18 protein-coding genes are annotated in these 14,437 nt (G+C 62.5%); 4 read left to right on the forward strand and 14 right to left on the reverse strand.

The features are described 5' to 3' along the window. Positions 1-20: 20 nt before the first annotated feature. The 3 genes from NKJ18_RS26205 to NKJ18_RS26215 all read right to left on the reverse strand — a co-directional run bounded on the left by NKJ18_RS26205 (position 21) and on the right by NKJ18_RS26215 (position 2,809). The gene (locus NKJ18_RS26205; protein ID WP_023705331.1) at positions 21-806 is read right to left on the reverse strand and encodes a GGDEF domain-containing protein; all 786 of its coding nucleotides are present in this window, start codon (positions 804-806) and stop codon (positions 21-23) included. A 393-nt stretch (positions 807-1,199) separates the two neighbouring features. Next, positions 1,200-1,850 carry a hypothetical protein gene (locus tag NKJ18_RS26210; RefSeq protein WP_023689083.1) on the reverse strand — a complete coding sequence of 217 codons (651 nt, stop codon included), beginning with the start codon at positions 1,848-1,850 and terminating at the stop codon, positions 1,200-1,202. A 446-nt stretch (positions 1,851-2,296) separates the two neighbouring features. Continuing rightward, complete coding sequence (locus NKJ18_RS26215) at positions 2,297-2,809, reverse strand: DinB family protein (protein ID WP_023673440.1); 513 nt, start codon at positions 2,807-2,809, stop codon at positions 2,297-2,299. Between the two features lie 269 nt (positions 2,810-3,078). Between NKJ18_RS26215 and bluB the strand changes: the two genes are divergently transcribed. Beyond that, a complete protein-coding gene (gene bluB / locus NKJ18_RS26220) occupies positions 3,079-3,714 on the forward strand; it encodes a 5,6-dimethylbenzimidazole synthase (RefSeq protein ID WP_023705333.1) in 636 nt (211 codons plus the stop codon). 12 nt (positions 3,715-3,726) lie between these two features. Here bluB and NKJ18_RS26225 read toward each other — a convergent pair whose 3' ends face one another. Further along, positions 3,727-3,951 (reverse strand): hypothetical protein, encoded by a 225-nt coding sequence (locus tag NKJ18_RS26225; RefSeq protein ID WP_023754715.1) that lies wholly within the window; start codon positions 3,949-3,951, stop codon positions 3,727-3,729. Between the two features lie 238 nt (positions 3,952-4,189). Between NKJ18_RS26225 and ndk the strand changes: the two genes are divergently transcribed. Next, a complete protein-coding gene (ndk, locus tag NKJ18_RS26230; protein ID WP_023705335.1) occupies positions 4,190-4,612 on the forward strand; it encodes a nucleoside-diphosphate kinase in 423 nt (140 codons plus the stop codon). Positions 4,613-4,698: 86 nt separating this feature from the next. Here ndk and NKJ18_RS26235 read toward each other — a convergent pair whose 3' ends face one another. Beyond that, positions 4,699-5,154: a MarR family winged helix-turn-helix transcriptional regulator gene (locus tag NKJ18_RS26235; RefSeq protein ID WP_023673444.1), complete on the reverse strand. Its 456-nt coding sequence runs from the start codon at positions 5,152-5,154 to the stop codon at positions 4,699-4,701. A gap of 64 nt (positions 5,155-5,218) precedes the next feature. Here NKJ18_RS26235 and NKJ18_RS26240 point away from each other — a divergent pair, with 64 nt between their 5' ends. Beyond that, complete coding sequence (locus NKJ18_RS26240; protein ID WP_023733884.1) at positions 5,219-5,698, forward strand: cupin domain-containing protein; 480 nt, start codon at positions 5,219-5,221, stop codon at positions 5,696-5,698. A gap of 2 nt (positions 5,699-5,700) precedes the next feature. Here NKJ18_RS26240 and NKJ18_RS26245 read toward each other — a convergent pair whose 3' ends face one another. The 6 genes from NKJ18_RS26245 to NKJ18_RS26270 form a co-directional block, all read right to left on the reverse strand. Continuing rightward, positions 5,701-6,468, reverse strand: a complete 768-nt coding sequence (locus NKJ18_RS26245; RefSeq protein ID WP_352760420.1) for a YbaY family lipoprotein — start codon at positions 6,466-6,468, stop codon at positions 5,701-5,703. Between the two features lie 67 nt (positions 6,469-6,535). Beyond that, positions 6,536-7,009 carry a molybdenum cofactor biosynthesis protein MoaE gene (locus NKJ18_RS26250; RefSeq protein ID WP_023733882.1) on the reverse strand — a complete coding sequence of 158 codons (474 nt, stop codon included), beginning with the start codon at positions 7,007-7,009 and terminating at the stop codon, positions 6,536-6,538. 4 nt (positions 7,010-7,013) lie between these two features. Further along, complete coding sequence (gene moaD / locus NKJ18_RS26255; RefSeq protein WP_023673448.1) at positions 7,014-7,271, reverse strand: molybdopterin converting factor subunit 1; 258 nt, start codon at positions 7,269-7,271, stop codon at positions 7,014-7,016. A gap of 1 nt (position 7,272) precedes the next feature. Next, the gene (gene pgsA, locus NKJ18_RS26260) at positions 7,273-7,869 is read right to left on the reverse strand and encodes a CDP-diacylglycerol--glycerol-3-phosphate 3-phosphatidyltransferase (protein WP_023673449.1); all 597 of its coding nucleotides are present in this window, start codon (positions 7,867-7,869) and stop codon (positions 7,273-7,275) included. Between the two features lie 170 nt (positions 7,870-8,039). Then, complete coding sequence (gene uvrC / locus NKJ18_RS26265) at positions 8,040-10,115, reverse strand: excinuclease ABC subunit UvrC (protein WP_023711918.1); 2,076 nt, start codon at positions 10,113-10,115, stop codon at positions 8,040-8,042. Continuing rightward, a complete protein-coding gene (locus tag NKJ18_RS26270) occupies positions 10,112-10,876 on the reverse strand; it encodes an SDR family oxidoreductase (RefSeq protein WP_352760425.1) in 765 nt (254 codons plus the stop codon). Before NKJ18_RS26270 ends, uvrC begins: the two co-directional genes overlap by 4 nt. 411 nt (positions 10,877-11,287) lie before the next feature. Here NKJ18_RS26270 and NKJ18_RS26275 point away from each other — a divergent pair, with 411 nt between their 5' ends. Continuing rightward, positions 11,288-11,938: an outer membrane protein gene (locus NKJ18_RS26275; protein ID WP_023673452.1), complete on the forward strand. Its 651-nt coding sequence runs from the start codon at positions 11,288-11,290 to the stop codon at positions 11,936-11,938. Positions 11,939-12,001: 63 nt separating this feature from the next. Here the strand turns inward: NKJ18_RS26275 and NKJ18_RS26280 are convergent, their stop codons facing one another. The 3 genes from NKJ18_RS26280 to NKJ18_RS26290 form a co-directional block, all read right to left on the reverse strand. Beyond that, positions 12,002-12,598 carry a glutathione S-transferase gene (locus NKJ18_RS26280; RefSeq protein ID WP_352760465.1) on the reverse strand — a complete coding sequence of 199 codons (597 nt, stop codon included), beginning with the start codon at positions 12,596-12,598 and terminating at the stop codon, positions 12,002-12,004. 341 nt (positions 12,599-12,939) lie between these two features. Continuing rightward, on the reverse strand, positions 12,940-13,329 hold the full coding sequence (locus tag NKJ18_RS26285) for a hypothetical protein (protein WP_023673454.1): 390 nt from the start codon (positions 13,327-13,329) through the stop codon (positions 12,940-12,942). Between the two features lie 331 nt (positions 13,330-13,660). Continuing rightward, positions 13,661-14,437 carry a DinB family protein gene (locus tag NKJ18_RS26290; RefSeq protein WP_352760427.1) on the reverse strand — a complete coding sequence of 259 codons (777 nt, stop codon included), beginning with the start codon at positions 14,435-14,437 and terminating at the stop codon, positions 13,661-13,663.

The raw sequence follows: 14,437 nt of genomic DNA on the forward strand, positions 1-14,437 counted from the left end.
CGGCGCACCGGTCCCAGCCCTCAATGCAACGTCGGGTCGCCGGCGAGCAGGGCGCGCGGCCCGGTCGTTTCGAAACTGACCTGGTCGCGGCCGTTGGACTTGGCCTTGTAGAGGTGCCGGTCGGCCGTCAGGAACATGTCGGCATAGGTGGTGGGTCCGCTGAAGGCGACGCCACCGATGCTCACCGAGAGCGGACAGGGCCGTCCATCCGGGGCAAACTCGACCTCGCGGATGCGCCGCCGGATCCCCTCGGCAACCAGCCAGGACTGCGACGGGTCGGCGCCAGGCAGGAAGATGGCGAACTCCTCGCCGCCGATGCGCCCGACGATGTCGGCGCCGCGCAGCTGGGCCTTGATCGTCTGCGCAATCAGCTTGAGCGCCTGATCGCCGCAATCGTGGCCCAATCGATCGTTGATGGTCTTGAAATGATCGGCGTCGACGATCAGCAGGGCGCCGGCATCGACGACGGCCTGGCTGCGCGCCTGTTCGAGATAGGCCTCGACCAGCATCGAAAACGCGCCGCGGTTGAACACCGCGGTCAGGCTGTCGGTCGCCGCGACGATGCTCAGATTCTTCTGGGCGATCGCCAGCTGGCGCATCTTGTACATCAGGAAAGAGAAGAACGATCCACCCAGCACGAGCGGCAGCAACAGGTCGGTGAGCTGCGCCCAGCGCAACGCTTCGGGCGACAGCGACGGAAAATTGTAGGAATCGACAAGGAAGGCCGCCGCGATACAGATCGCCGTGCCGACAACCGTGACTGCTATGACCCTGCCCAAGCTCGTGGGCGAAAGATCGACCCGCATGCCATTTCTCCCACTGTGTTCGCCATTTTGCAGCGGGAACACAAATGAAACCCTAAAATCTTACCTGCAATTCGAATGTGGTTAACCAGAACAATTCCAGGAAAGTGTGAGCAGCTTTCCCGGGAGAAGCGCGTGGGCGCTTTCCCTGAGAATTACCAAGACAAAGGGATAGCGCGTTTCACCGTTTCCGTTAAACGATAAAAAACTCCGGCAATCGAAAGGCGCGATCGGTTGCCTTGTGAGTGGCGACAAAAAGCCCGCCACTTGCGCGGCGGGCTTTCCGACTGGCCGGAGGCTTCTCGTCAGCGCATGTCCCTCGGGAAGTCTGGGCCATGCGGTAGGAGAGTGCCGTAAAGCCTCACGGCTGGCTCGACACTCCCGGCGAAACCTGTCTCAGCGACGCGAGATCATAAGGCATAGCTGCCGCAGATCGCTGTCGTAGGTGCCCTCGCTGGCGAGCACATCGACGCAGCGCTTCTTCATACGTGTCAGCTGGCTGTTCGACATGCTAGCGACGATACCGGGTGTCCCAGGGGTGCCTGGTGTTCCAGGAGTTCCTGGAGTGCCGGGGGTACCGGGCGTGCCCGGCGTTCCGCCAATGCCGACGCCGACACCGACGTTGATGCCGCTGCCGACGTTGACGCCGACACCGGCATTGATACCTCCGCTGCCGCCGACCGTGGCCCCAACACCGGCATTGATGCCACCGGCTCCGCCGACCGTCGCGCCAGCGCCAGCCTTAATGCCGCTGCTACCGCCGACTGAGGCGCCGAGGCCTGCTGTAACGCCGCTATTGCCGCCGACCGTTGCGCCAGCACCCGCCTTGATACCGCCGCTGCCGCCAACCGAGGCGCCGGCACCGGCCTTGACCCCGCCGCTGCCGCCGATCGAAGCGCCAACACCGGCATTGATGCCGCCAGCACCGCCGATAGATGCGCCGACACCGACGCCAATTCCGCCGCCTGCATTCGCGGGAGCGGCAAAAATGACGATAATTGCACCCGCCGCCAGTGTTCTAGCGATTTTTTGAGTGATATTAACCATGACACTCTCCTTGTTGCCGTTCTGCTTTGTGCATTGCAACATGCCAGCAAACCAAAGCAGACATATGCTTATGCACTCACAGCTACGCACGAGTCTTCCTTATAGTTTCTTTATTTTTTCCAAGAATAAGGATTGTAGTTCTCAAGGCGTGCACTGGTCTGCTAAAAAAAAATATGTTTTTGCTTCAATATTTAAACTTTGTTTAATTCTCTCGACAGAAATTCCACCGGAGTTGGAGCGGGTTGTGGCTGCGGCGGCCTGGAGCCGAAGGCCCACAAAAGGCGGGCCACTGACAGCCCAGCCATCTGGCCCAGTCACCGGGCAGCGTTGTGCCGACAGGCTCCTCAAACCCGGCTTGGATCCAGAGCTGGTGCCGGGCATCGACGGCCGCGCAAATGCACCGGTTAACGCTCCCGTGCGTTTAAACGGGAAGCGCGGTCAGGAGATCAGGCGTAGGCGCGGCCTTCGTCGGTGCGTTGGAAAAACGCCAGGTCGAGCTGCACCGAAGGCCGGCCGAGAATGGTCAGGATGGTATGCGCCTGGCCGCGGTGATGGGTCTGGTGGTTGAAGACGTGTCCCAGCGCCGGCGCCAGCCGCTGCGAGACGGTGCGCATGTCGGAAACGGTCATGTAGGAGAAGCGGCCGGACAAAGCCTTTTCGGTCAAACCGCCGACCCAGTCGACGATCCGCCTGTCCTCGGCCTCACGCGCCAGCTTTAGACCAGGCAATGCGCGGTGCAGGATGGCGTCGAGCTTTGCCGGCGCGTCGCCCTCGCCGGTGAAGCGTTTCATCCAGATGCGGTCGGTGGCCAGCAGATGGTTGAGCGTGCCCATCATCGAGCCGAAAAATGCGCCGACATCGCGGTTGAACTCTTCTTCGTCAAGTGCGGCGACGGCATCGTAGATGCGGCCATTGGCCCATTGATTGTAGGCCGCGAACATCATGAAATGCTGTTTCATCTTTTTCCCGCCGACGAGTTCCGCTTCAGCCGCAGGCGCCTAATTAGACCGCGAGGACGCAGCCGCCAATGACCATTCTGTTCTATGAACTCGTCGGACACGACGCGACCCGTCCGCTCAACCGGCATTGCTGGAAGGAGGCGGCGGCAGCAGCTTAGGGAATAGGCAGTAGGCAATAGGGTCTGAGCGCTGTACTGCCTACTGCCTACTGCCTACTGCCTGCTGCCTACTGCCTACTGCCTATTCCCCACACAAGTCTCCTGATCGCCATGCCACCACCCCCCGATTTCACCGATGATTTTCGCGCCGGGCTGGTCACGCTGCTGCGCTGGCGCCGGGATGTGCGGCGCTTCGAGCGGACGGCTTTGCCCGAGGATACGCTGGAGCGGCTGCTGGAGCTTGCCAGCGTCGCGCCGTCCGTCGGTCTCAGCCAGCCGTGGCGCTTCGTGGTGGTCGAGAGCGCCGAGCGGCGGGGCGCGGTGAGAGACTGTTTCGAGCGCTGCAATGCCGAGGCGCTGGCATGCTTTTCGGGCGAGCGCGCCGCTCTCTATGCCCGGCTGAAGCTCGCCGGTCTCAATGAAGCGCCCTGCCAGTTCGCGGTTTTCGCCGACCGCACGACGCAACAGGGCCACGGGCTCGGCCGCATGACCATGCCGGCGACCATCGACTATTCGGCCGTCATGGCGGTGCACACACTGTGGCTGGCGGCGCGGGCGGAAGGCATCGGCATGGGCTGGGTGTCGATCCTCGACGCCGCCGAGATGGCCGCAATCCTGGACACCCCGCCTGAGTGGACGCTGATCGGCTATTTCTGCCTCGGCTATCCCAGCGAGGAGCATGAGATGCCGACGCTGGAGCGCGAGGGCTGGGAGCGCCGGCGGCCGCCCGTTGTTATCAGGCGGTAGTGATACTGACAGTCACTTCGCGCCCTCTTTGCCGACCAGCTTGACGCAGATCGGGTCGCCCTTCGGCATCAGCGTGCATTGCCATTCGGGGCCGAAGCCGAAGTTCGTATCTGTGCGGAGTCCCGGAAAGAGCAGCATAACAAGGCCCACGGCAGCAAAAATGCCGATAATCAATAGGCTCCCTTTTATGTCGCCCGGCCTGAGGTGGTGGTAGGGCCAGCGCGTCCCGTCAAACATGGTCCGATGTCTTTCCATTCCGCTGGTTTCCCTTCGAAACCGTGCGTGCCTGCGCAATCGCCATTTTCCCGCAAAGCCTTGCCTTTGACCACAGCGTTGCGAACGGCCATGCGGGCGGTCGCGGTCGAATAACGCTGCCGGGGCGCCTCCCCTTGGCAATGGGCCGGGCGGCTTGTATAGAGCCCGCCACTCCACATTCCGATCTCAAGACTTTCCATCTCAAGACAAGGACGACCCCATGGCGCTCGAACGCACCTTTTCCATGATCAAGCCGGACGCGACCCGGCGCAATCTTACCGGCGCCATCACCAAGATGCTGGAAGAGGCCGGCCTGCGCGTCGTCGCCTCACGTCGCGTGTGGATGAGCCGCCGCGAGGCCGAAGGCTTTTACGCCGTCCACAAGGATCGTCCGTTCTTCGGCGAACTGGTGGAATTCATGTCGTCGGCGCCGACCATCGTGCAAGTTCTGGAAGGCGAAAACGCCATTGCCAGGAACCGCGAAGTTATGGGCGCGACCAACCCCGCCAACGCCGCCGAAGGCACCATCCGCAAGGTCCACGCGCTGTCGATCGGCGAGAATTCCGTGCACGGCTCCGACGCGCCGGAAACCGCCGCGCAGGAGATCAAGTACTGGTTCTCCGACACCGAGATCGTCGGCTGAGCCGACGCGAACCAATGTATGCAAGAGGCCGGCACTTCGCCGGCCTTTTTCTTTGGTCAGGTCCCGGCTTCGGCTTCATGCCGCTTTCAACGGATGAGCGGCGTGTCCCAGAGGTCGCCGAGCAGCGTTTTCAGCTCCGTGAAACGCTTCTCGCCCAGTTCCTCGGCCCATTCCCGTTCGACGTCGAGCAGGATGTCGGCCATCTTCTGGTATGCGGCGCGCCCGCGGTCGGTGAAGTGGACGACGGTCCCGCCGCTCTCATCGGGTGCCGCCGAGCGAGTGATATAACCCATCGCTTCCAGCGTCTTCAGCAGTTGATTCATGGCCTGCTTGCTCATCGCGGCGCGCTCGGCGAGCGCGCTCGGCCGAAGGCCATCCGGGCCGGGATATTGGATCACCGCCATATGCGGCGGGCTGAGGTCCTCGAAACCCGACGCCCTGAGATCCCTGATCAGCTTGCGGTGAATGGCCATGGCCGGAACGCGCAGCAGCGCACCGATCAGCGGTGGCTTCTTTGGCGGTGCTTCCGCGGATAATGGCATTGACACTCTGGTAAATTGAGTTTACTCATTTCGGTAAATTCAATTTACCACGTGGGAGGATGAAATGCTAGACAGAGCTAGCCAGATCAGCGTCAATCCGGCCGACGAGACAATCAGCCATGGCGGCCTTGCCGTGCGCTTCCTGCTTACCGGCGACCAGTCGAACGGCAGCATCGCCGCCTTCGAACTGACGGTCGCCGGCTCGCAGCGCCTGCCCGCCCCGGCGCACAGCCACGATCACTATGAAGAGACGATGTACGGGATCGAAGGCGTGCTGATGCTGACCGTCGACGGACACCGGCACGATATCGGGCCGGGCCAGGCGCTGTGCATTCCGCGCGGCGCGGTCCATCGCTTCGACAACGACATCGCCGCGACAGCCAAGGTGCTGTGCGTGGTGACACCGGCGGCGATCGGCCCGGAATATTTTCGCGAGGCCTTCGCCATCTTCAGCACTGGCGGCCCGCCAGACCGCACCAGGCTGATGGACCTGATGCGCCGGTTCGGCCTGACGCCGGCGCCCCCGCCGCCGCCGCAGTCTTGATCTTAACTCGCTGCGTTAAATCGCAAAATGTCACGGCCGTCCTTGTCGGCGATGATCAGCTTGCCGCCATCGACACGGTATGACGCCGCCTTGGCGAGCGCCTCGAACAGCGCCTTTTCCTCGGCCATCACCTCCGGCGCGCAGGCTTTGTAGGTCGAGCCGATGTCGCTGATGACGATGGTCTCGCCATCGACCTTGGCGGTGGCGAAATAGGCGTTGCACGGGCCGCTGCCGCCGGCCTTGCCGGCTTCGCTGACCCGGAACGTCGCCTGCGGCTCCGAAATCACGCCGATACCGTCGATATATTCGACTAGCCAGCTCTGGCCGAATAGCGAGGCCGAGGTCGGCTTGTCGCTCGGCGCCACCATTTTCAGCACAATGGCCTGCGGCGCCTCGCTGAGCGGATCGACCTGATAGCGCGAGTCCGTGACGAACAGCAGCTTGTCGTCGGCGGTGATGCGCGCCTGCAGCGCATAGGTCATGTTGGGCCGGATCACCGTTGGATCGAAGCTGATCTCGAACTTGATCGGCACCTGGCCGGCCGGCGCTACCTTGCGCTCGCCGACAATGGCGGCCGGCGCATCGGCCAGCGATACATCGGCAAGTTGAACCGACAGCACGGCGTTGGGCGGCAGCGCGATGCGCTCGCGATACATCACCTCGCCCTTCAGGGTTTTCTCGGCGGCGACGGAAGGCTCGGGAACGGCCAGAACGCCGATAACCAGCGGCACAAAACCGAAGACGAAGAATTCGGCGATCCTGTCCAGCATGCCCTTGCTCCCTTTTTGCCGATGCGATTTGGCCAAGGGAATGCGGTCAATACATGGCTGCCGAGATTTATTCGGGCCGCGCCTTCCAGCGCGCCGCAGCCTGGTCGTCGGCGTCCTTGGCCTCGACCCAGCCGCCATCGGTGCCGTCCACGCGGTGCTCCTTCTTCCAGAAGGGTGCACGCGATTTCAGGAAATCCATCAGGAAATTGGCCGCTTCGAACGCCGCCTGCCGGTGCGAGGACGCCGCCACCACCAGCACGATGTTTTCGCCCGGTGCGATCTTGCCGTGGCGATGGATGACGGTCAGCCCTTGCAGCGGCCAGCGCTGAAGTGCCTCGCGGGCGATGCGGGTGATTTCGGCCTCGGCCATGCCGGGATAGTGCTCGAGTTCCAGGGCCGACAGCTGGCCCTGCTCGTCGCGGCAAAGTCCTGAGAAGGACACCACGGCGCCGATGTCGGCGCGACCCTCGGTCAGTTTCGCGATCTCGGCGGCAACGTCGAAATCGTCGCGCTGGATGCGCACCGTCGGCGCGCCGGACATGGTGTCAGCCCCCGGTCATCGGCGGAAACAGCGCGATCTCGCGCGCGCCGGCTATCTTCTCGCGATGCTCGACATGTTCCTGGTTGATGGCGACGCGGATCACATCAGGATATTGCAGCGCGTGCTCATATTCCTCGCCACGCGATTTCAGCCAGCGCAGGAGGTCGGCCACCGTCTCGATACCGGCGGGCAGTTCGACATCCTCTTCCGGCTTGCCGATCCGTTCGCGCACCCAGGCGAAATAAATGAGCCGGGTGATCATCTCACTCGTCCATGATGTGCTTGAGGCCGGCGCGGAAATAGTCGTAGCCGGTGTAGAGCGTGACGAGGGCTGCGATCCACAGCAGCACCAGTCCGGTCTGCGTGGTCAGCGGGAAGATCTTGTCGCCGGCAGGCCCAGCCAGCAGGAAGGCGATGGCGACCATCTGGATGGCGGTCTTCCATTTGGCGAGCTGCGTCACCGGCACCGAGACTTTCAATGCCGCCAAATATTCGCGCAGCCCCGAAACCAGGATTTCGCGGCACAGGATGATGATTGCCGCCCACAACGACCAGCCTGCGATGCCGGCATGGCGGTCGGTGTCGGCGGCGAGCAGCAGCAGGCAGGTGGCGACCAGCAGTTTATCGGCGATCGGATCCAGCATCTTGCCGATGTTGGACGTCTGCTGCCAGGCGCGCGCCAGATAGCCGTCGAGATAGTCGGTGATCGAAGCCAGCAGGAAGATGATCAACGCCGACCAGCGGGCGAAGTCGCTCGATTTCAGATGCCCCTCGAGAAAAAAACACAGCACCACCAGCGGCACCGCGACGATGCGGGCATAGGTAAGCATGTTAGGCAGGTTGAACGCGCGCTTGGCCATATCTCAGGGACTCTTTCTGCCTGCGTACTCAAATCAGAACCGGATGTAGGGGGTCAACAGGCGAGATTCGATTGGCCAGACGAAAATAGCGCGCGATTGCCGGGATTCGAGTGGCCTGCGAGAAAAGAACGGCTGCTGCCATTTGATCGGGACAGCGGCGTCACCGGCGCTCAGCTCTCATGGAAATGATTGTAGACGAGCTTGGCGACCTGCTCTGAAATACCGTCGACCTTGACCAGATCCTCGACTGCCGCGCGGCTGACCGCCTTCGCAGTGCCGAAGGCCAGCAGCAGCGCGCGCTTGCGGCCGGGACCGATGCCGGCGATCTCGTCGAGCGGGCTCTTGACCAATTCCTTCTTGCGCCGCGCGCGGTGCGAACCGATGGCGAAGCGATGCACCTCGTCGCGCAGCCGCTGGACGAAATAGAGCACGGGATCGCGGACGGGCAGCGAAAACGAGTCCCTGCCTCTGACGAAGAAACGCTCGCGGCCGGCATCGCGGTCCTGGCCCTTGGCGATGCCGATGGCCGCCACGCGATCCTCGATGCCGAGGTCGGCGAGGATCTTGCGCACCGCGCTCATCTGGCCCTGGCCGCCATCGATCAGGATGACGTCGGGCCAGGCCGGGAAGCTGCCGGAGATGTCTTCTTCGATATCGTCGCCTGCTCCACCGGCTGCCGCGTCGTCGGGAACGACATCGCCATGTTCCTTCAGCAGCCGCGAAAAGCGCCGTTCCATCACCTCGCGCATCATGCCGAAATCGTCACCGGGCGTGATCTCGGTCGAGCGGATGTTGAATTTGCGGTACTGGTTCTTCACAAACCCTTCCGGCCCCGCGACGACCATGGCCCCAACGGCGTTGGTGCCCATAATATGCGAATTGTCATAGACCTCGATGCGCACCGGCGGCTTCGGCAGGCCGAAGGTCTCGGCAAAGCCGGCGAGCAGCCGGCCTTGCGTGGAGGTTTCGGCCAGGCGGCGGCCGAGCGCCTCGCGGGCATTCTGCAGCGCGTTGTCGGTCAAATCCTTCTTCTCGCCGCGCTGCGGCACCGAGATCGACACTTTACGGCCGGCGCGGGTGGACAGCGCTTCGGCCAACAGTTCCTGATCCTGGACGCCTCGCGACAGAAGGATGTTCCGTGGCGTCGGCTTGTCGTCATAGAACTGCGCCAGGAACGAGCCCAGCACTTCCGCCCCCTCCAGTGCCGGATCGGCCTTGGGGAAATAGGCGCGGTTGCCCCAGTTCTGGCCGGTGCGGAAGAAAAACACCTGGATACAGACCTGGCCGCCCTCCTGATGGATGGCAAAGACATCGGCCTCGTCGACGGTGGCCGGGTTGATGCCCTGATGGCTCTGCACATGCGACAGCGCTGCCAGCCGATCACGATAAATGGCGGCGCGCTCGAAATCGAGCTCCTGCGAGGCCTGCTGCATGGCGGCAGAGATTTCGGTCTTCACCTTCTGGCTGCGGCCCGACAGAAAATCCTTCGCCTCGCTGACCAGCTCGGCATAGTCGCCATGCGAGATTTCGCCGGTGCAGGGACCGGCACAGCGCTTGATCTGGTAGAGCAGGCACGGCCGGGTGCGGTTTTCGTAGAAGGAGTTGGTGCAGCTCCTGAGCAGGAAGGCGCGCTGCAGCGAATTGATGGTGCGCCCGACCGCGCCGGCCGACGCAAAAGGTCCGAAATAGTCCCCCTTGCGCGAGCGCGCACCGCGATGCTTGTAGATGCCGGGCGAGACGTGATCGCCAGTCAACAGGATGTAAGGGAACGACTTGTCGTCCCGCATCAGCACATTGAAACGCGGCCGCAAGCGCTTGATGAGATTGGCCTCGAGCAGCAGCGCTTCGATTTCGGTGCGGGTGACGACGAACTCCATCGTCGATGTCTCGCGCACCATGCGGCCGATGCGGGCGGTGTGGAACCGGCCTTGCGCGTAGTTGGTCACCCGCTTCTTCAGGCTGCGCGCCTTGCCGACATAAAGCACGTCGCCGGCAGCGTTCATCATGCGGTAGACGCCGGGCGCATTGGGCAGCCGCTTGACCAGTGTCTGGATGACCTCCGCGCCGACCATGCCGTCGGCGTCGCCGGCATGCGGCTGCCAGTCTATCGCTGTGAAGGCGACATCGGGCCCGGTGGCCTCGGGCTCGACGATCTCCTCGACCGCTTCATCCTCAAGCTCGATGTCGGGCGGCATATCGTCGGCGGCGCCGGCGCGCGTCTTGTGTTTCTGGTCTGCGGGACTCATTCCACCATGCCTGTCACATCCGGCGTCTGCCATGCAAGATGCTGGCCGCCGTCAAGCGCGATCATCTGGCCGGTCACCGAGCGCGCCTCCCAGAGATAGCGGATGGTGGCGCCGAATTCGGCCAATTGCGGGCCGCGCTTCAGAATCAGGCCATCGACCTGCTTTTGGAAATCATCATCGTCCTGGCGGGCATTCTTCAGCGCCGGACCGGGACCGATGGCGTTGACGCGGATGCGCGGACCGAGCGCCTGTGCCAGCATTTCGGTCTGCGTCCACAAGGCCGACTTCGACAGCGCATAGGAGAAATAGCGCGGCGTCGGCCGCCAGACGCGCTGGTCGATGATGTTGACGATCAGCCCCTCCTGCCCTGGCGGCAAGGCGCGAGCGAAGTTTTGCGCCAACAGCGCCGGCGTCTTCACATGGATGGCGAAGTGAAGGTCCCATGCCGCCCAGTCGAAGTCCTCGACGCTATCGTCGACGAACAGCGACGCATTGTTGACCAGAAGCGTGACCGGGCCGAGCGCTGCCGCGGCGCGGCCGACGAGATCGCCAACCGCATCCATGTCAATCAGATCGGCGGCTACCACGCCGGCGCGGCCGCCTCCGTCCCTGATGCTCGCAGCCAGCGCGTCGGCCTCGGCGGTCGAGCGGTTGGCGTGGATGGCGACGGCAAAACCGTGCGCGGCCAGATCCTCGACGATCGCCTTGCCGATCCGCTTCGCCCCGCCCGTCACCAGCGCCGTTCCGGCGGCTTCGATCATCTGTCAATCCTCAATCTGCGCCTCAATTCGGCTAGCGGCACATTGTGACGCGTCCAGGGGTTAAATGCCGTTTCCACCTGGGGCAGGAATGTGGCGAAACGGCTTTTTCGCCGCCGGCACCGCCCCGGATTCGGGTCGGCAGGACCGCAATATAGGACGCTGAACCCGTTGCACCAAGCCGAGTGCAGTGCAGCATCGCCTGCGTACTGACATTTCGCTGTTGCGAAGATGCAACGTCAAGCTTCGGCCTCATTCGTGCCGGGGAATGACCCATTTTCAGGTTCGCTGCCGCCGCATTTTGACACGACATTCGGAACCGTTGAGTGCCAGATCCGTTTCACCCCCCGGACGGGTTGATGGCGCTCAGGACAAACAAGCCTACGTGTCTTGTGGCTTAAGGAGTAAACAACAATGCAAACCAATCTCAAATTCGCGCCGCTCGCGGTTGCGCTCGGGCTCTTCGCCCTCAGCGGTACCGCTTTTGCTGCCGATGTCGTCTCGGAAGAGCCCCCGGCGCCGGCCCCGATCGCCGAGCTCCCCGTCGCTTCTTGGGCCGGCCCGTATGCCGGTCTCAGCGCCGGCTACGGCTTCAGCGGTCATGCCAAAGTCCAGGACGGCGGCCCCGACATCAAGACCAAGGGCTTTGTCGGCGGCGTTTTCGGCGGCTACCAGTGGCAGCAGGAAAACTTCGTGTACGGTGCTGAAGCCGATCTCGGCTACAATGGCGTCAAGGGTGACAGCGGCGGCGTCAATTCCAAGGGCGGCTTCGAAGGCTCGCTGCGCGCCCGTCTGGGTTACGCCGTGACCCCTGAAATCCTGCTCTACGGCACCGGCGGCGGCGCCCTGAAGAACCAGAAGGTCTCGGTCCCCGGCGACAGCGACAGCAACACCATGCTCGGCTGGACGGCCGGCGTCGGCACCGACATCAAGATCACCGACAATGTGTTCGGCCGTGTCGAGTACCGCTACACCGACTTCGGTTCCAAGAGCTTCGACAGTGTCGGCACCAAGGTCAAAGAGAGCGACAACCGCGTCACCTTCGGCGTCGGTATGAAGTTCTAACTGTCGTTCAAGCCACGACACAAGAAAGCCGGGCCTCGCGCCCGGCTTTTTTTGTTTCGCCCGTCAGGCCGGCACAGCCACCTTCAGCCCCGGAAACTTCTCATCGAAACGCGCTGCCCAGCGGGTCAGGCGGCCGCGGCCCTTTTCCCATTTGCCGGCGAAGCGCAGAGAGAGGTAGCCGAGGCAGGCACGCCACGCCAGCTGGCCAAGCGTGATCTTCTTCGGCAGCTTCGGCGGATTGGCGTTGAGGAAATCGAGTGCGGCGGTGATCTTGGTCCACTGGCGATCGAGCCAGGGTTGATAGACCATCTCCTCCGGACGCGTGCGCCGCTCATAGACCATCGACAGCGCGCAGTCGCATATGCCGTCGGCCAGCGCCTCCAGCACTTCGGCCTCGAGGCGCTTGTCGGCATTGCGCGGCAACAACAGGCTCTTCGAAGCGCGGTTTAGATGCTGAGTGATCGCGCGGCTGTCGTGGATCGAGCGGCCGTCGTCGAGCACCAGCACCGGAATCTTGCCGAGGGGATTGGCTGACATCAGTTCAGCAGGCTTGTCCTCGGTCTTGACCGGCACCAGCTCGACGGCAATGCCGGCATGGAGTGCTGCCATGCGCACCTTGGAACTGTAGGGGGATGAGGACGCGTAGAGCAGCTTCGGCATGATCGGTTCCCTGTTTTCGGACGGCCAGTGCATGTCGCTCAACAATGCGGCTCCGGTCTTGAGAACGACGCGCGTAAAACAAAGGTCTAGAGCGCGTCGCCTGAACCCCATCGGATGCGACCGCCTTAGTGTTGGCCGATCTTCCCTGAGGGAGCAACTGCCAGAAGGGCAAAACCAGGCGGCCAATCCGCCGACAATGAAATCGCCAATGCATGTCTCACAGAAGTGGCGTCAATTTCGAGAGAACGACATGCATCAAAACAAGACCTAAATCACAACAAAAAAGCTCCCGGGAATCTGCCAGTCGGCAAAGTTCCCGGGAGCTTTGAGATGGTCCGCTGTTACTTCTTCTTGGCGGCTGGCTTTTTGGCCGGTGCAGCCTTCTTCACAGCTGCCGTCGACTTGGCGGCGGCGGCCTTCATCGGAGCCTTGGCGGCGGGTTTTGCCGCTGCCTTGGCTGCCGGCTTCTTGGCGGCGGGCTTGGCTGCTGCCTTCGCAGCAGGCTTCGCCACAGCCTTGGCGGCCGGCTTCTTGGCGGCGGGTTTCGCTGCTGCCTTGGCGGCGGGTTTTGCTACTGCCTTAGCTGCCGGCTTTGCCGCTGCCTTGGCGGCCGGCTTTGCCGCTGCCTTCGGTGCTGCCTTCTTTACTGCTGCAGGTTTCGCGGCAGCTTTCGGTGCCGCTTTCTTTGCCGGCGCTTTCGCCGCCGGCGCCTTCGTCGTGGTCTTTGCCATGCGATGCCCCTTGCGTTTGTGCCGATGGCCGTGAGTGACCCGGCGAGCTAATGCATATCTGACTCGTGCGTATCTAGCCAGCGAAGCATTACATAGAATTTCGCAGATTAAGTTTCGGTTACGCTGAGAGCATTATCGGAATGATCGGCACAGAAATCGGCAAGAAATCTTCCCGCTTCGCAGCGAACTGTTGCGAGAGAAATCTCTGATATCGCGACTCACACGTTCTTCTCGTCAAGCTCACATTCTCTTGCAACGCCGTCGATCTCACGCGGTCATCGGCGACCTATCGGATGGCAACCATCATCGCACCGCAGAGGCTGATCTTGCTTCATCCCAGTGGTCGCGGGAACAGCACTAAATTACACGCGAGCTTTTTACTCGTATATTGCGAGTGGGTGGACGGAAGCCAGGAAAGACAGCACTTGAAGGGACAGCCTGTTGTGTCGAACGTCTCCCCGACGAGAAGGGAGATCGCCAGCTTCGGCGCAAGAGATGCCAAACGGAAATGGGAAACGAAAGATCGGGGAATCCTCCTCCCGGGAAGCCGCGATCCCTTGGAAGCCAAGGGGTGCAGGCCCCTAAGCGCCAACCCGCTCGCGCACCTGCAGCCAGCGCAAGGCTCGGCGTGGTGGAGGTGGACGGCAAACGCATCCCACGGCGGCGCAATGCCGATCTGCATCAGGATCCGCCCGATCTCGCCGCGGTGATAGCCGCCATGCGTGACGACATGGGTCAGCATTTCCTTGCGTGACATCATCGCCCTGTCGCCGTCGGTGAAGGTGAAAGGCACAGGCTCTGACATGAGCTTTGGCGAGACGGCTTCGATATAGTCGAGATACCAACGATCCATCGCAGCGACATCAGCGCTCAATTCATCGAGTGCCGGTGTGTCGTCGGTGTTGTCGGACGCATAGCCATGACGCGTGCCGGAAAGATGCGCGGCGAATATCTTCGATACGACAAGGTTGTGGTTGATGAGACGGTTCGCCGTGTGGCGCTGATCGATATGCTCCTGCTGGTCGAGGCCCGCAAGCTTCTCCAGCAATTCACCGTTCGCCCAGGCTTGATAAACGAAGAGGCTGCGGAGCAAATCCAGCGCGTCCAT

This window comes from Mesorhizobium sp. M0217, from assembly GCF_040321955.1.
In the GTDB taxonomy this organism is placed as follows: Bacteria; Pseudomonadota; Alphaproteobacteria; order Rhizobiales; family Rhizobiaceae; genus Mesorhizobium.

Bases quoted from the DNA above. Each gene is read 5' to 3' on its own strand.
- NKJ18_RS26205 (WP_023705331.1), bottom strand. From the start codon at position 806: ATGCGGGTCGATCTTTCGCCCACGAGCTTGGGCAGGGTCATAGCAGTC.
- NKJ18_RS26210 (WP_023689083.1), bottom strand. From the start codon at position 1,850: ATGGTTAATATCACTCAAAAAATCGCTAGAACACTGGCGGCGGGTGCA.
- NKJ18_RS26215 (WP_023673440.1), bottom strand. From the start codon at position 2,809: ATGAAACAGCATTTCATGATGTTCGCGGCCTACAATCAATGGGCCAAT.
- bluB (WP_023705333.1), top strand. From the start codon at position 3,079: ATGCCACCACCCCCCGATTTCACCGATGATTTTCGCGCCGGGCTGGTC.
- NKJ18_RS26225 (WP_023754715.1), bottom strand. From the start codon at position 3,951: ATGTTTGACGGGACGCGCTGGCCCTACCACCACCTCAGGCCGGGCGAC.
- ndk (WP_023705335.1), top strand. From the start codon at position 4,190: ATGGCGCTCGAACGCACCTTTTCCATGATCAAGCCGGACGCGACCCGG.
- NKJ18_RS26235 (WP_023673444.1), bottom strand. From the start codon at position 5,154: ATGCCATTATCCGCGGAAGCACCGCCAAAGAAGCCACCGCTGATCGGT.
- NKJ18_RS26240 (WP_023733884.1), top strand. From the start codon at position 5,219: ATGCTAGACAGAGCTAGCCAGATCAGCGTCAATCCGGCCGACGAGACA.
- NKJ18_RS26245 (WP_352760420.1), bottom strand. From the start codon at position 6,468: ATGCTGGACAGGATCGCCGAATTCTTCGTCTTCGGTTTTGTGCCGCTG.
- NKJ18_RS26250 (WP_023733882.1), bottom strand. From the start codon at position 7,009: ATGTCCGGCGCGCCGACGGTGCGCATCCAGCGCGACGATTTCGACGTT.
- moaD (WP_023673448.1), bottom strand. From the start codon at position 7,271: ATGATCACCCGGCTCATTTATTTCGCCTGGGTGCGCGAACGGATCGGC.
- pgsA (WP_023673449.1), bottom strand. From the start codon at position 7,869: ATGGCCAAGCGCGCGTTCAACCTGCCTAACATGCTTACCTATGCCCGC.
- uvrC (WP_023711918.1), bottom strand. From the start codon at position 10,115: ATGAGTCCCGCAGACCAGAAACACAAGACGCGCGCCGGCGCCGCCGAC.
- NKJ18_RS26270 (WP_352760425.1), bottom strand. From the start codon at position 10,876: ATGATCGAAGCCGCCGGAACGGCGCTGGTGACGGGCGGGGCGAAGCGG.
- NKJ18_RS26275 (WP_023673452.1), top strand. From the start codon at position 11,288: ATGCAAACCAATCTCAAATTCGCGCCGCTCGCGGTTGCGCTCGGGCTC.
- NKJ18_RS26280 (WP_352760465.1), bottom strand. From the start codon at position 12,598: ATGCCGAAGCTGCTCTACGCGTCCTCATCCCCCTACAGTTCCAAGGTG.
- NKJ18_RS26285 (WP_023673454.1), bottom strand. From the start codon at position 13,329: ATGGCAAAGACCACGACGAAGGCGCCGGCGGCGAAAGCGCCGGCAAAG.
- NKJ18_RS26290 (WP_352760427.1), bottom strand. From the start codon at position 14,437: ATGGACGCGCTGGATTTGCTCCGCAGCCTCTTCGTTTATCAAGCCTGG.